General features: G+C 38.8%; 16 protein-coding genes and 1 other annotated feature. Of the genes, 8 read left to right on the plus strand and 8 right to left on the minus strand.

Translation table 11 applies throughout. The annotated features are described in order from the left end of the window. Positions 1-66: 66 nt before the first annotated feature. The gene (locus tag NSU19_RS05740; RefSeq protein WP_066248356.1) at positions 67-819 is read left to right on the plus strand and encodes a YjbA family protein; all 753 of its coding nucleotides are present in this window, start codon (positions 67-69) and stop codon (positions 817-819) included. Positions 820-933: 114 nt separating this feature from the next. On the opposite strand, the gene trpS is transcribed toward NSU19_RS05740, so the two are convergent. Beyond that, on the minus strand, positions 934-1,926 hold the full coding sequence (gene trpS / locus NSU19_RS05745; protein WP_066248353.1) for a tryptophan--tRNA ligase: 993 nt from the start codon (positions 1,924-1,926) through the stop codon (positions 934-936). Between the two features lie 47 nt (positions 1,927-1,973). Then, positions 1,974-2,192 (minus strand) — a binding site (T-box leader). Between the two features lie 340 nt (positions 2,193-2,532). Here trpS and spxA point away from each other — a divergent pair. Further along, a complete protein-coding gene (spxA, locus tag NSU19_RS05750; protein ID WP_063387002.1) occupies positions 2,533-2,928 on the plus strand; it encodes a transcriptional regulator SpxA in 396 nt (131 codons plus the stop codon). Between the two features lie 50 nt (positions 2,929-2,978). Here spxA and NSU19_RS05755 read toward each other — a convergent pair whose 3' ends face one another. Then, positions 2,979-3,635 (minus strand): TerC family protein, encoded by a 657-nt coding sequence (locus NSU19_RS05755; protein WP_144596613.1) that lies wholly within the window; start codon positions 3,633-3,635, stop codon positions 2,979-2,981. Positions 3,636-3,903: 268 nt separating this feature from the next. Here NSU19_RS05755 and mecA point away from each other — a divergent pair, with 268 nt between their 5' ends. From mecA to pepF, 4 genes are all read left to right on the plus strand, one after another. Next, positions 3,904-4,566: an adaptor protein MecA gene (mecA, locus tag NSU19_RS05760; RefSeq protein ID WP_144596611.1), complete on the plus strand. Its 663-nt coding sequence runs from the start codon at positions 3,904-3,906 to the stop codon at positions 4,564-4,566. Between the two features lie 118 nt (positions 4,567-4,684). After that, the gene (gene cls, locus NSU19_RS05765; protein ID WP_339199154.1) at positions 4,685-6,196 is read left to right on the plus strand and encodes a cardiolipin synthase; all 1,512 of its coding nucleotides are present in this window, start codon (positions 4,685-4,687) and stop codon (positions 6,194-6,196) included. A 289-nt stretch (positions 6,197-6,485) separates the two neighbouring features. Next, a complete protein-coding gene (locus tag NSU19_RS05770) occupies positions 6,486-7,679 on the plus strand; it encodes a competence protein CoiA family protein (RefSeq protein WP_339199157.1) in 1,194 nt (397 codons plus the stop codon). A gap of 83 nt (positions 7,680-7,762) precedes the next feature. After that, a complete protein-coding gene (gene pepF / locus NSU19_RS05775) occupies positions 7,763-9,580 on the plus strand; it encodes an oligoendopeptidase F (RefSeq protein ID WP_144596605.1) in 1,818 nt (605 codons plus the stop codon). Positions 9,581-9,750: 170 nt separating this feature from the next. Here the strand turns inward: pepF and NSU19_RS05780 are convergent, their stop codons facing one another. The 6 genes from NSU19_RS05780 to NSU19_RS05805 all read right to left on the minus strand — a co-directional run bounded on the left by NSU19_RS05780 (position 9,751) and on the right by NSU19_RS05805 (position 13,071). Beyond that, entirely contained in the window at positions 9,751-9,924 is a 174-nt protein-coding gene (locus tag NSU19_RS05780; RefSeq protein WP_339199160.1) for a hypothetical protein, read from the minus strand. A gap of 173 nt (positions 9,925-10,097) precedes the next feature. Further along, positions 10,098-10,328, minus strand: coding sequence for a hypothetical protein (locus tag NSU19_RS05785; protein ID WP_339199163.1), 231 nt, complete (start codon positions 10,326-10,328; stop codon positions 10,098-10,100). Beyond that, positions 10,297-11,157 (minus strand): ClpXP adapter SpxH family protein, encoded by an 861-nt coding sequence (locus NSU19_RS05790; protein ID WP_311067325.1) that lies wholly within the window; start codon positions 11,155-11,157, stop codon positions 10,297-10,299. The genes NSU19_RS05785 and NSU19_RS05790 overlap by 32 nt, the downstream gene beginning before the upstream one ends. 13 nt (positions 11,158-11,170) lie before the next feature. Then, positions 11,171-11,581, minus strand: a complete 411-nt coding sequence (locus tag NSU19_RS05795; protein WP_339199165.1) for a hypothetical protein — start codon at positions 11,579-11,581, stop codon at positions 11,171-11,173. 297 nt (positions 11,582-11,878) lie between these two features. After that, positions 11,879-12,481, minus strand: coding sequence for a lytic transglycosylase domain-containing protein (locus NSU19_RS05800; RefSeq protein WP_339199168.1), 603 nt, complete (start codon positions 12,479-12,481; stop codon positions 11,879-11,881). Further along, entirely contained in the window at positions 12,481-13,071 is a 591-nt protein-coding gene (locus NSU19_RS05805) for a CYTH domain-containing protein (protein WP_144596603.1), read from the minus strand. The genes NSU19_RS05800 and NSU19_RS05805 overlap by 1 nt, the downstream gene beginning before the upstream one ends. A gap of 112 nt (positions 13,072-13,183) precedes the next feature. On the opposite strand from NSU19_RS05805, the gene NSU19_RS05810 reads away from it, so the two are divergent. Continuing rightward, on the plus strand, positions 13,184-13,552 hold the full coding sequence (locus tag NSU19_RS05810) for a hypothetical protein (RefSeq protein WP_130157355.1): 369 nt from the start codon (positions 13,184-13,186) through the stop codon (positions 13,550-13,552). Positions 13,553-13,564: 12 nt separating this feature from the next. Next, positions 13,565-14,194 (plus strand): GTP pyrophosphokinase family protein, encoded by a 630-nt coding sequence (locus tag NSU19_RS05815; RefSeq protein WP_339199171.1) that lies wholly within the window; start codon positions 13,565-13,567, stop codon positions 14,192-14,194.

A 14,194-nucleotide genomic window follows, 5' to 3' on the forward strand; every position in this document is an offset into this window, starting at 1 on the left:
TTGGAATAAAAACCTTCTCCACTGACCATAATGATGACAAACAGTCTTGTAGTAAGGGGGCTAATTATGCTGAATTTGTACGATGTTTGGGTAAACTGGTTTGAAGGAGAAGAAAATGGTTATAATGTTTGTCATTTTCATGAATGGAGAAAGGATGATAAGGTTGAACTGTTAGACCAAGTACCGCTGATTAAAGTGAGTAAAGAACTTTATGATTATATTGAAAATGACTTAAAAGAACTGCCTGAAAAACTTTTAAAGGATGTTTACCAGAAGGCATACGCCCGGAAAAACCATGAGAGAATTCAGCTAGATTATTGCTTTGTTGTTTCGGATGGCAACGGCATTTTAGCAGTAGATACGATCGGATATACGACGCCAATTCGCAAAAGCCGGCTTATCCCAAGACAAGAGCAGCTTGTATATGACATGGTGAAGGATTTAGAGCCGGAATCATACGAGTTCTCACAAACAAATGACAAAGACAAAAAAGATTATCATCTTTTATCCCTTGCACCTGAATATATGCACGGATTAACCCGCAAAGAAAGACAGCTGAAACAGCTTTTGTTTATGGCTCTTGATCAATTGCAATCGACAAAAAATACGGCGGAAATGAAATATTGGTATACGGAATGGAATCCGTACATGTATGGTCAAATTCAATCACTCGGTTTTGAGGAAATTTGGACTATGCTTTATGAGGAAGCGATTGTCGGATGGTCCCAAAAGCATGAACAATTATGCGAACGATTAATAAAAGGGCAGCCTTTCTTTGAAAAGCTTTGGGAAATGGAGCAAGAACCGAAAGTAAATTAAGGAAGAGGGCACTATATCAGCCGCCCTCTTTTTATCGAACATATTTTTTTAAGCTAGTATATTTGTTTTGTTTAATCAGCTCCATCATCAATCGTCATTCGTTCGCTAGCGCTTTTATTTTCGTTTTTTTCTTCCCAATCCCATTGCATTCTCCATTTTTTTCAACATTTTGGATGCTACTTTGTTTGCTTCCTCCCGGCCTCTGTCTAAAATGTCATCAAGTTCATCAGAATCAATGAGCTCATAATATTTTTCCTGAATCGGCTTTAAAGTGTTAATGACGACTTCTGCCAAATCCGCTTTAAATTCACCATAGCCTTTTCCTTCGTATTTTGTTTCCAACTCGGCAATTGACACGCCAGCTAAAATTGAATAAATAGATAAAAGGTTGGAGATGCCAGGTTTGTTCTCTTTATCATAACGAACCACTCCGTCTGAATCAGTCACAGCGCTTTTAATTTTCTTTTCAATTTTTTTTGGATCATCGAGAAGGGAAATAAACGATTTTTCATTCGCATCGGATTTGCTCATTTTTTTCGTCGGATCTTGAAGCGACATAATCCGAGCACCGACTTTTGGAATGCGGACTTCTGGAATTTTAAAAATGTCTGCATATTTTTTGTTGAATCTTTCGGCTAAATCCCTTGTCAATTCCAAATGTTGTTTTTGATCCTCGCCGACTGGAACAAGGTCCGTGTTGTACAAAAGAATATCGGCGGCCATTAAAGGCGGATAAGTTAACAGTCCTGCTGAAACAGCTTCTTTCCCTTTAGATTTATCTTTAAATTGTGTCATTCTTTCAAGCTCGCCAATATAAGAAACGCATTGAAGCATCCATCCTGCCTGCGCGTGAGCGGGCACCTCCGATTGAATGAAAAGGGTGGATTTTTCCGGATCGATGCCGACTGCTAAATATAATGCAGCAAGGCTCTTAATGTTTTTTCTTAATTGAAGTCTGTCTTGCGGAACAGTTATGGCATGCTGATCGACAATGCAAAAATAGCATTTATATTCATGCTGGAGCTCTACAAATTGTCTCATTGCTCCGATATAGTTTCCGAGTGTTAACGTGCCGCTAGGCTGAATTCCCGAAAAGATCGTTTTCATGTGCAAACTCCTCCTGATTTTTATATATAAAAAAGCCCATCCGTCCGTATAGGGACGAATGGACCGCGGTGCCACCCTAATTATTTCACAAACATTCATGTGAAATCACTTTTCGTCTTTTAACGCAAGACAAAAACGCCGCAGCTTACTGATTTCAGCTGAGAGCTCAAAAGTCCATTTCCATACCGGACAGTGTTTGTTTCCACCAGCCACAAACTCTCTGAAAACTGTTTTCGGCATGTACTTCTCTTTCTCATCGCCTATGTATTCATTTACAGATGATTATAAAAAAATTGTGTATTCTTTGCAACTTCTCAGCGTCTTTCTGAAAAAATTTCTTTTTCATGTTTGATCGAACCAAAAAAGGGGAAAAGAAGAGTAGAGAAAGAAAAGAGGTGTTAATTGAGAAAATGGCCTTGAAAATGATCATCATTCACCGGTTGTAACATTTTTGTTATAATTTGAGAAATAAAAACATATAGGCGAAGTTGCTTTTTTATAGTATAATAATCAATACAAATTACTTTTTTAAATTTATTTTAATGTGAGATTGGCATAGTTTTTATATATACACTTATATTTTTCTCGAAAAGGAGAGTGATTGGCATGGTAATATTGTATACATCTCCGAGCTGCACATCTTGTAGAAAAGCAAAATCTTGGTTGGAAAAGCATCAGATTGAATATAGAGAGCGGAACATTTTTTCCGAGCCTTTAACGATCGAAGAAATTAAAGAAATTCTTCGTATGACAGAAGACGGAACAGATGAAATTATTTCCACTCGTTCAAAGGTTTTTCAAAAATTGAAGGTTGATGTTGAATCGCTTCCTTTGCAGGAGCTGTATGATATTATCCGGAAAAACCCTGGAATTTTGCGCCGCCCGATTTTGATTGATGAAAAACGTCTTCAAGTCGGTTATAACGAGGATGAAATACGACGCTTTCTGCCAAGAAAAATTCGCACCTACCAGCTGAGAGAAGCTCAGAGAATGGCAAATTAAAAGGGAATGATGCCTTCCGTACGCAAAGCAAAATAGATTGCGGAAGGCTGTTATTTTTTTGTTATGTTGTAAAAAAGGGCAAAGAAAAGGATGAGACAAGCTGTGAAATAAGGGAGAGTTTGTGCAACAGCTTCAGTTTTCAACAGAGGGGTCATTTTTTCATCCGTTGCCATCATTTTACCTGCTGTATAAGCTAATATTCCTCCGCCCCCGTAAATGAGCAAAGGAAATCGGGACATGCCAGACATGATGAATCTGCTTCCCCAAATAATGATCGGAATGGATATAAGAAGACCTGTTATGACAAGAAAGATATTTCCTCCAGCTGCTCCAGCAACCGCAATGACATTGTCAAATCCCATAAAAAGGTCAGCCAAAACAATCGTTTGGATGGCTTTCCACAATGAGCGGTGGCTTTTCACGGAAGTATGCTCACCTTCATTTCCTGTCAATAATAAAAAGGCAATATACATTAAAAATAATCCGCCAAAAAACTGTAAAAAAGGAATGTTCAATAAATGGACAGCCAGTACCGTTAACAAAATTCGGCTGAGTATCGCGAGCATTGTTCCAAATAAAATACCTTTCCTCCGCTGATTTTCCGGCAAATTGCGGCATGCCAGCGCAATGACAATGGCATTATCTCCTCCTAATATGAGGTCAATGCCAATGATAAGGAATAAAGATGTGAAAAATTGTTCATCCATCAGTCAACCTCTTTTCAAATTATGGCTCGTACAATATATATGAAAAACGAAGTATTTTATGCGTTAATAGGTAAATAACGGTTTTTTTCAAAATCAAGGCTTTTTTTATTTCTTTATGAAGTGATTTATCATACAATAGAATTAGAATTGAACAACTTGGTGCTCGCGATGAAAATTTGGAAATTTTAAATTAGGAAGGAAAAGTGCAACGAATTCGGGGGTTTATTGTCCCTTCCAAAAATTTTAAAAAGAAGGGAAGGTTGTTCAAATGGAAATCGAACGCATTAATGAAAACACAGTAAAATTTTATATTTCATATGTTGACATAGAGGAACGAGGATTTGACCGGGAAGAAATCTGGTATAACAGAGAAAGAAGCGAAGAGCTGTTTTGGGAAATGATGGATGAAATTAATGATGAAGAAGACTTTCCGCTTGAAGGACCGTTATGGATTCAAGTTCATGCTAATGACAAAGGGCTTGAAGTCATTGTTACAAAAGCTCAGCTGTCAAAAGACGGACAAAAGCTGGAGCTTCCGGTAGTCGATGAAAAATTTAGGGAAATCCCGGTTGATGAAAATATAGAATCTTTGTTGGACAAACATTTTAATATGTCTGAACGATCTGCCTCAGATGAGAAAGATGAAACGGCGCAATTGCAATTTGTCATAAAGTTTCAGGACTTTGAAGACGTTATTTCGTTAGCATCCCATCGTTTGGACGGATTTTTGAATAGCTTATATGTATTTGAACAAAAATATTATTTATTCGTTGAATTTTCGGATAAAGACGATGAACAAATTGAAAATTTGCTCAGCATTATGCTTGAATACGGCCAGGAATCAAGGATGACAATTCACCGTCTTGAAGAATACGGAAAGCTGATTATGAAGGACAATGCCTTGGAACAAATCGAAACGCACTTTTCTTAAATTGCCGATTTCATGTTCGAAATCGGTCTTTTTTACTTAAGGAACGCTTAATATCTCAGATCAAATGAGATATGTCCAAATCGAGAGATAAGAAATATCGATTGCCTGGAGGAAGCTTATGAGAAAATTTCTGCAAGTAATCGTTTTTGCCATTGGTCTAGCCGTCATCTTATATTTAACAAAGAACATCTGGGAGGAATGGTTTTTAGGAGCCGTTTCCATTTTGTTCACATTATCCATCATTTTTATCGGTTTTGTCATTTTCTTAGAGAACCGCCACCCGACTCAAACGCTTACTTGGCTTGTTGTTTTAGGAGGATTTCCATTAATAGGCTTCTTCTTTTACATATTTTTTGGAAGAAATGTCCGGAAGCATCGTCTTTTTAAGAAAAAAGCTTTAATAGATGAGCAAGCTTATGCCCAATTTGAAACCAGCTTTCATACTTATGAAGATAAAATTAAATTCATGAGAAATCACCAGCGCCTTTTATTTAAGCTTGCCCATAAGCTTGGCCGCAGTCCGATTTCTTTTCGGACAAATACAAAGGTGCTGACGAACGGCATTGAAACATTTGACCATATTTTTCGAGAGCTTCAAAAAGCGGAAGATCATATTCATCTTGAGTACTATATTGTTCGGCATGATGTGATTGGACAAAAATTAAAAAAGCTGTTGATCGAAAAAGCGAAAAATGGTGTAGAGGTTCGATTTTTATACGATGCAGTTGGCAGCTGGAAGCTGTCCAAAAAATATAGGAAAGAGCTCCTCGAAGCCGGGGTTGAAATGGTTCCATTTTTGCCTGTAAAGCTTCCATTTTTGTCTAACCATATTAACTTTCGCAATCATCGTAAAATTATTGTGATTGACGGAAAAGTCGGCTTTGTCGGAGGTTTAAATATAGGAGATGAATATTTGGGAAGAAATCCGTATTTCGGCTTTTGGCGGGATACGCATATGATGCTCGAAGGGGAAGGAGTACGGACGCTCAATCTTATTTTTTTACAGGATTGGTATTATATGACTGGGCAGAAGCTACTTACCGATCGATATTTGCTGCCTCATTTTCAAATGGACGATAAAGAAGGAGGCGTTCAGCTAATCGCCGGCGGTCCTGATAATAAGTGGGAGGTCATTAAAAGCTTGTTCTTTTCGATGATCGTTTCCGCAAAAAATTCGATATGGATCGCCTCTCCGTATTTTATTCCTGACGAGGATATAAAATCCGCTTTAAAGATTGCTGCGCTGAGCGGCATTGACGTTCGTCTCCTCGTTCCGAAAAGGCCTGACAAACGGATTGTATTTTATGCGTCGCGATCTTATTTTCCGGAGCTTTTAGAAGCCGGGGTTAAAGTGTACGAATATGAAAAAGGGTTTATGCACAGCAAAATCATTATTGTTGATGGCGAACTGGCATCGATCGGTACGGCGAATATGGATATGAGAAGTTTTCATTTGAATTTTGAAGTAAATGCTTTTTTATACCGAACGGACAGCATTGAAACGCTTGTAGAGGATTATATTCGAGACATTGAAAATTCAAGTGTCATCGACCTTGAACAATTCAAAAAACGCCCGCTATATATAAAGCTGTTTGAATCAACGTCGCGGCTTTTGTCTCCTTTATTATAAAACACCGTTTTTGATACAGCGGTGTTTTTTTTAGGATAAAGCTCTATTTGAGCGGATTTCACAACACCACGGGTGAATTGCCGACCGTCACGATGTAAAATGGCGAACCTTTATTGAAACGAATGAAGCAACATCTAACTTCCGCCTCTTTAGCGGCAAGCATGCGTTTTTGAAAAAAGTATATTTTTACATGAAGTGTTTCTGGCATCTTTTAAAACTTATGAAAAACGCTGCTTTTGAAAGGATTTTTTTCCCTTTTGTCGAATGTTTCTATTTGTGAAAGGAAGTGATGATTTATATGCTTGTTGCCCTTTTGCGAAACGGCGAAAAAGTAAATGTCGCCGCCCCGTACTGGTCGACAGAAAGGCTTCTAAAACTGAAAGAAGAGCAATCCTTTTTTTGTCCGGCTTGCAAGGAGCCGGTAAAATTAAAAATTGGCAAAATCAAAATTCCTCATTTTGCCCACTTAACGGCCTCTTGTCGGGCTGATTCGGAAGCGGAAAGCACGTACCATTTGAACGGAAAAAAGCAATTGTATGTTTGGTTGAAAAGGCAGCGGTTAGCTGCGGAAGTGGAAAAATTTATACCTTCTATTGCACAACGAGCGGATCTGTTTGTATCTTTTCAGCATAAACGGTATGCGATTGAATACCAATGCTCTAATATTCCCCCTGATCAGGTGATAAAACGGACAAATGGCTACAAAAAAGAACGAATTAAACCGATTTGGATATTAGGCTGGAAACAAATGAAGCAAGTCGGTGAACATCAATATCGACTGACTCCTTTTCTGTGTCAGTTTCTTCATTCCCCGCAAAACGATCATCCTTTTATCATCAATTATTGCTCAGATAAGAAAACCTTCATCTTTTTTTCCCATCTGATTCCGTTTTCTAAACAGAATATTTTTGCCGCATCTGCTATGATCTCCCCAGAGTCGTTTTTCTTTCGAGATTGTTTGCAAGGAAAGAGCCTGGCGGCAAACGGTTTATGGAAGCATTGGCTGAAGAAAATAAGTCAATATCGCTTAAAGCCGCTGTTTCAAAAGACGAACGAAGAGCGAAAGCTGCAAAAAAAGGTTTACGAAACAGTTGGCTTATCTTTATCGCAGCTGCCAGTTGAAGTTTTTATCCCTTTAAAAAGCGGTTATATGGTTGATGAGGCGGTCTATATTTGGCAATGCTCAGTTTTATTATTTATTGAAACATTACGCGCCGATGAAGTATTTCACGCAGAAAAGCTAGTTTGGCACCTTAAGAAAATAGGGATGAAAGAAAGAAGCTGTAGCGTAAAAACGGATTTAAAAAAGCCGATTATAGAATATTTAACGACTCTTTCCCATTTAAAATTTTTGCAGCCAATCGGTCCATATTCGTTTCGAAAAACATCATCTCCTTTTCATTTGGAGGCGATGGAAAAGCGTGAACAACGTCTTGGACATTATTTGGACAAGGAAGGTATGTTTTTTTCTGCTGTAGAATAATATAAGCATAGTGATTTATTGCGTTTTGAAAAAAATTTCAATATGATGGAAACAGACTGATTTTTTTAAAGGGGGAATCGAGAATGGGCAATGAAACAGCTGTCAAAAGGCTGCCAAAACGGGAAGAAATCCCTGTTGAGTATACTTGGCGGCTAGAAGATATTTTTGCTTCTGATGATGAATGGGAAAAAGAATTTGAAGAAGTAAAGCAGCTAATTCCAAAAATCGGTGAATATAGAGGAAAATTAGGTCAATCCTCCGATCTGTTATATGAGGCGCTCTCTTATCAAGATTCCGTGATGGAGAGGCTTGGAAAGCTTTATACATATGCCCATATGCGCTACGATCAAGATACAACTAATTCTTTTTATCAAGGATTGAATGACCGGGCAGCAAATCTTTATACACAAGCTTCCAGCCTCTCATCCTATATCGTTCCGGAAATACTATCCATTGAAGAAGAAAAGCTTCAGCAATTTTTGAAAGAAAATGATCAATTGAAGCTTTATGCACATGCCTTGGACGAAATCAACCGGCAAAGACCGCACGTGCTCGATGCGGAGCAAGAGGCTATTTTAGCTCAAGCTGCGGAAGCCCTGAGCACTGCCTCCAATACGTTTGGAAAATTAAATAATGCGGACTTGGAATTTCCAGCAATTAAGGATGAAAATGGAGAAGAAGTGGAAATCACTCACGGCCGTTATATCCAGTTTTTGGAGAGTGAAAATAGACGAGTCCGTCGCGATGCGTTCCAGGCATTATACGCAACATATGGAAAATTTAAAAATACGTTTGCCAGCACATTAAGCGGAGCTGTTAAGAAAAATAATTTTTATGCGAAGGTGCGGAAATATGAGAATGCCCGCCAGGCTGCACTAAGCGCCAACAACATTCCCGAGGAAGTCTACGACAATTTAGTAAAAACGATCAATGAACATTTGCCGCTGCTCCATCGTTATGTCGATTTGCGGAAAAAAGCGCTGAAGCTTGATGAACTTCATATGTATGATCTTTATACGCCGCTTGTACAAAACGTCGATTTGAAAATCACGTATGAAGAAGCGAAAGACATCGTATTGAAGGGGCTTGCTCCATTAGGTGAAGAATATGTCGGCATTTTACAAGAAGGCTTTGAAAACAGATGGATTGACGTTAAGGAGAATAAAGGGAAACGAAGCGGAGCTTACTCCTCTGGCGCCTATGGAACAAATCCATATATTTTGCTGAATTGGCAAGATAATGTGAACAATTTATTCACACTTGTTCACGAGCTTGGCCATTCGGTGCACAGCTACTATACAAGAAAAACACAGCCGTATCCGTACGGAGATTATTCTATTTTTGTCGCGGAAGTGGCTTCTACATGCAATGAAAACTTGTTAAATGAATATTTGCTCAACACGATCGATGATGAAAAGAAACGTTTATACTTGCTGAATCATTTCCTTGAGGGGTTTAGAGGAACGGTATTCCGGCAAACGATGTTTGCTGAGTTTGAACATTATATCCATTTGAAGGCGCAAAACGGAGAGCCGCTCACACCGGAATTTTTGACGCAAACGTATTATGAGTTAAACAAAAAATATTTTGGTGACAACATTGTGGTCGATGAAGAAATTGGCTTAGAATGGGCAAGAATTCCGCATTTTTATTACAATTTTTACGTTTATCAATACGCAACAGGCTTTAGTGCTGCAAGCGCCTTGAGCAAGCAGATTTTATCGGAAGGAGAAACTGCCGTTGAAAGGTACATTAATTTCTTGAAAGCGGGAAGCTCTGATTATCCGATTAATGTGCTGAAAAAAGCAGGGGTCGATATGACATCAACCAAGCCGATTGAAGATGCATGCAAAGTATTTGAAGAAAAGCTGACGGAGATGGAGGAGCTGCTGTTAAAGTAAAGTGAAAGAAAACAGGAGCATCATCTGAATCCAAAAAATTAGTGGCATGAGTTCGATCTGGAACTGGACTCATGCCTTTTTTGTTTCCGGTTATATAAAAACTGCACATCCAATTATCAGTTGTATCTACTAATTGAGATGCAGTTCATCATCCCGTCCTCTTTTTTATCTTAAAATCCGCGGAACGTTTTTCGATGGTTAAACAGAAGAAACGATATGAAAAGAGAAATAAAAAGCAGGGGGGCAGAAACGAAAATCGGTGCGAGATTCATCAATCCTAACAGATTATAAAAAAAAGAGAAGATGACGAGCAGCAGGCTGATTATGAGCCAAAATGTTTTCACAATTTTTCCCTCCTACACATGTTCTAAAACGAGGAAAAAGATTTTGTATATTGTATGCAGTTTGCCCATTCTTCATGTTTTGTGACAAATTTGTGAATTGTTGTTTTCCCCTCTTGCAAACTGAAAAAGGAATTTGTTATATTAAAAACGTGAAATTGATCACAAACAAACATTTACCCCTTTGTTTGACCGTGAAAAATTTCTCCCATCCCCTTTGTTGTCATAAGACAAAAAAGAAACCACAAACGTTTGTTTGTGGTTTCTTTTTTTAATTGTTTAATAAAGATAAAGCGCTTACATTTTTGGTTAAAAACGCTCCCCATCAGCATAGAAGCCGATGGAGAACGTTTCGTTGAATTAAACCCCTCAATCTCACTGCCCGATATAGCGCCAAAAAGTTCCATATTTCACAGGCACCCGCTCAACTAGTTGCTTTAAAAGCAGTCTTTTCATTTCACGTTCCGTTTCTTCATCAGTCATATTATACACAACGGAGATCTCTTTTGTTGCGACAAATTTATAATGCTTTAAAAAAATCTCTATTGGCGGCACTTGAGACGGCTTCGGTTTATCTCCGACAAGCTCGCAAAGAATATCAACATATGTTTCATAAGGATATAATCCGGTAATTTTTAATCCTTCCTTCTCTTCACGGCAATGAAAAAAGACAAGGGAAGGAATTTCATGCACGTCCATTTCTTCTGTAATTTTATAATCGCATTGAAGTGCTTTTCTTGCACTTTCGGAATATAAGTCCCTCTCAAATTCATTGACATCAAGGCCGACATTTTTAGCAATTTGTATGAGAACGTTTTGATCAGAGACATTTTGCTTTTCTAAAAAAACAACTTCCTGTAAGTGCCGCAAGAAACGGATGCCCGCTTTTCTCCCTTGAAGCTCCGCTGCTTTTAAAGCAAGGGAAGCTCTGTAGGGTGATGATATAGGGTTTTCAAGCCAAAGGTTGCCGTCACATGACATGCCGGTTCTGCTCGCTATCTTCTCCCATGATTGGGCAATTGTTTTCGGTTTCCGCCGTTTTGTTAAGTTTAAATTAGCAAGCTTTCCGCAAACAATATGGCGCAATGAGAAAAGCCTGCCGTATTCGATTTGCAGTTTTTTGATAAACGGTTCAAGCGCCCAGCATTCAGGGCATAGCGGATCAATAAACATATAAATCTCGATCGGCTTTTTAGGATGGCTGTGACAATGAGAAAAGAAGTGAGCAGCATTCACTTCGTCTTTTTTGTCAGGTTTCAACTGAATACTCCTCCTGATCTTCGTCTTTCGAATTAATCATGTGATGGGCGGTCACCACAAGCCGATCGTAGAAAAACTCTCGTATTTCCCCGTCAAGTCCGACCTCGTCCATTGCTTTTCGCATACATGAGAGCCATGCTTCTGCTCTCCTCGGCGTAATCGGGAATGGAAGATGGCGGGCTCTGAGCATCGGATGTCCGTGTTCTTTTGTGTAAAGTGGCGGACCACCTAAAAACTGTGTCATAAATTGTTTCTGCTTTCTGGCAGTTTCCGTTAAATCCTCCGGGAAAATAGGTTTTAAAAGAGGATGTTTTTTAACAATTTTATAAAAAGCATCGATTAGAGCGTGAAGTTTCTTTTCTCCAATCGCGTCATATGGAGTTAAGGGTGGTTTTGTCATGGTGATAGCTCCTTTGGAATCATTCGTTAATAATGATGTTACATTTATTTTATCAACATAACTTATTTATCTCAAACGAATCGCTTTGAAGGAGTTGGCTGAGGCAATGCAAACAAAAGGATAAATAGCGAAAGCGGGAGCTATTTCCGCAAATATGTTGTGCTTGCTGTGAAATGAACATAGAAGGACTTGCGGCTTGAAGCGCAGCTATCGAAGATTAGCCGAAATCGATTGGATAACAAATATTTCCAACTACTTTTAATGAAAAAGAAAAAGGTGCTGTTTGTTTGCACCTTTTTACGCAAAATATTTTTGAGTAATTTTATTTACATAGTTTTGCGTTTCTTTAAATGGCGGGATGCCTCCATATTTGTCGACATTTCCCGGACCGGCGTTGTATGCAGCCAGCGCCAATTTTACATTACCGTTATATCGGTTTAAAAGCTGTTTTAAATATTTTGTGCCGCCCTCGATATTTTGCACAGGATCAAACGGATTTTTTACACCGAGCGCTTTTGCTGTAGAAGGCATGAGCTGCATATAGCCGGCAGCTCCTTTAGGACTGACGGCATTTGCCTTGAAGCTTGACTCCTGTTGAATCACAGCTCTGATTAATTTGGCATCGACGCCGTATTTTTGAGCCATCTGCTGAATGATTTCATTTAGATCAGCGGAAACCTGTTTCTGTTCATTTGTTTTTTTGGCAGATTGGGAGGAAGACAGTGAAATATTCTCTTTGGCCGTTTCAGATTGTACATCTTGTTCGATGAAGGCATTTAAAACATCCTGAAAGTTCAGCGAAATTGCTGCATCTTTTGTTTGCGGCCCATCGGATTGGCCTGACAAAAGACGAAGGACTTCAAGCTCAAACAGAACATTGAAATTATAGTTTGTATTCATCACAAATTCTCCTTTGAAAATTTTGCGGAATAAAACCGCTTTATTTTATTTTCTGTTTGACGGATCGGGATGTTGTGTTTGTTTAAAATCTCCAAAAATTGCTGCTTTCCTTCCTTTTCATCCTCTGCCTCAAATTCGATTTCAAAATCCTCTCTATTTTCATATCGGCTATGATCGAGAACAATTTCACCATTTTTATATTTTTTTGTTGCCCGGCTTGTAATGAGCGAACCGAAACAAAGAAGGCTTTCGGGCTTGATTTCAAGCTGTTTGATTTTTTCGACCACTGATCCCTCCTTCGGAAAGACCGACTCATGAATGGCTGAAACTGCTTCTTGATCGGTTAAAAACTGGTGTGTTTCCAGCAATCCGACATGATAAGGCTCCTTTAATGTCAAAACATATTGATCCTTCTTTTTGCGAATTCTTAAAGCGGCGCCATGATTTTTCAACGCAAAACATTTTGTGTCAAAATAATAGTTTTCCTGTTCGGCAAAATCTTTTTCGGTCAATTGAAAAAAATCAGCTAAGCGGTGGAATTCTTCTTTTGTAAGCAGGTTTTTAAATTCTATCTCAAGCTCTTGAACCATCGGGCATTCCTCTCTATGATTAATATCAAAATAAGGTAATGTTGTTATTAATATGATACAATAAAATATACACGAGATGAACTTGAAATGTTTGATTGGAAGGGTGAACAGCATGAAAAAAAGAATTAAAGTGCTGGCGGTTAGCAAAACGGAAGGCAAATTGCTGCTCGAAACGGAGCATGTCCATGATGCAGGGAATCTCGCAGCAAAAGGACAGATGCTGGTAGATTCAGACCAATTTTCTTTTATATACATATTGGATAATGGCGAAGACTTTCTTTACATAGATTTATCATCGGATATTTGGCCTCATTTAAAAGAAGCCAAAAATGAAGAGCTTCCTGTTTATGCTAAAGTGGGAGAAAAAGAAATTTTGCTTACCCAATTTCACGAGGAGCTCGAGTTTTTGCTTGAAAATATAAAGGGAAACGCAAATTACGGCGAGGAGATGGAAAAAATGGTGGAAAGCGTGTTTTATTAGGAGGGGGGCTTTATGAACTACAAGGAATGGGAGCAATTTTTAGCGCCTTATAAGCAGGCAGTGGAAGAATTAAAGGTCAAATTAAAAGGGATTCGTTCCCAATTTGAACTAAGAGGAGAACATTCTCCAATTGAGTTCGTGACAGGCAGGGTAAAACCTGTGCCGAGCATTTTAGATAAAGCGAAGCGAAAACAAATTCCCCTTGATAAAATAGAAGAAGAAATGCAGGACATTGCCGGGCTCCGAATGATGTGCCAATTTGTCGGCGACATTCAATTGGTTGTTCAAATGCTAAGAGATCGGCATGATTTGGAAATTGTGGAAGAAAGGGACTACATAACCCGGAATAAAGAAAGCGGCTACCGTTCATACCATGTTGTGGCCCGCTACCCGGTTCAATCGTTCGAAGGATTGAAAAAGGTTTTGATCGAAATTCAAATTCGTACGCTTGCCATGAATTTTTGGGCGACGATTGAGCATTCTTTAAATTACAAATATAGCGGGAACATACCTGAACAGATTAAAATCCGCTTGCAGCGCGCTGCTGAAGCTGCTTACCGGCTGGATGAGGAAATGTCGCAAATACGGGGAGAAATTCAAGAAGCGCAGGCGATATTTTCACGCAAAACAGAAACAACATAA

It is taken from the genome of Aeribacillus sp. FSL k6-2211 (assembly GCF_037966125.1).
In the GTDB taxonomy this organism is placed as follows: Bacteria; Bacillota; Bacilli; order Bacillales; family Aeribacillaceae; genus Aeribacillus; species Aeribacillus composti.

Bases quoted from the DNA above. Each gene is read 5' to 3' on its own strand.
- NSU19_RS05805 (WP_144596603.1), bottom strand. From the start codon at position 13,071: ATGGTTCAAGAGCTTGAGATAGAATTTAAAAACCTGCTTACAAAAGAA.
- spxA (WP_063387002.1), top strand. From the start codon at position 2,533: ATGGTAATATTGTATACATCTCCGAGCTGCACATCTTGTAGAAAAGCA.
- pepF (WP_144596605.1), top strand. From the start codon at position 7,763: ATGGGCAATGAAACAGCTGTCAAAAGGCTGCCAAAACGGGAAGAAATC.
- NSU19_RS05800 (WP_339199168.1), bottom strand. From the start codon at position 12,481: ATGAATACAAACTATAATTTCAATGTTCTGTTTGAGCTTGAAGTCCTT.
- NSU19_RS05810 (WP_130157355.1), top strand. From the start codon at position 13,184: ATGAAAAAAAGAATTAAAGTGCTGGCGGTTAGCAAAACGGAAGGCAAA.
- NSU19_RS05740 (WP_066248356.1), top strand. From the start codon at position 67: ATGCTGAATTTGTACGATGTTTGGGTAAACTGGTTTGAAGGAGAAGAA.
- NSU19_RS05815 (WP_339199171.1), top strand. From the start codon at position 13,565: ATGAACTACAAGGAATGGGAGCAATTTTTAGCGCCTTATAAGCAGGCA.
- trpS (WP_066248353.1), bottom strand. From the start codon at position 1,926: ATGAAAACGATCTTTTCGGGAATTCAGCCTAGCGGCACGTTAACACTC.
- NSU19_RS05795 (WP_339199165.1), bottom strand. From the start codon at position 11,581: ATGACAAAACCACCCTTAACTCCATATGACGCGATTGGAGAAAAGAAA.
- NSU19_RS05755 (WP_144596613.1), bottom strand. From the start codon at position 3,635: ATGGATGAACAATTTTTCACATCTTTATTCCTTATCATTGGCATTGAC.
- NSU19_RS05785 (WP_339199163.1), bottom strand. From the start codon at position 10,328: ATGGAACTTTTTGGCGCTATATCGGGCAGTGAGATTGAGGGGTTTAAT.
- mecA (WP_144596611.1), top strand. From the start codon at position 3,904: ATGGAAATCGAACGCATTAATGAAAACACAGTAAAATTTTATATTTCA.
- cls (WP_339199154.1), top strand. From the start codon at position 4,685: ATGAGAAAATTTCTGCAAGTAATCGTTTTTGCCATTGGTCTAGCCGTC.
- NSU19_RS05770 (WP_339199157.1), top strand. From the start codon at position 6,486: ATGATTTATATGCTTGTTGCCCTTTTGCGAAACGGCGAAAAAGTAAAT.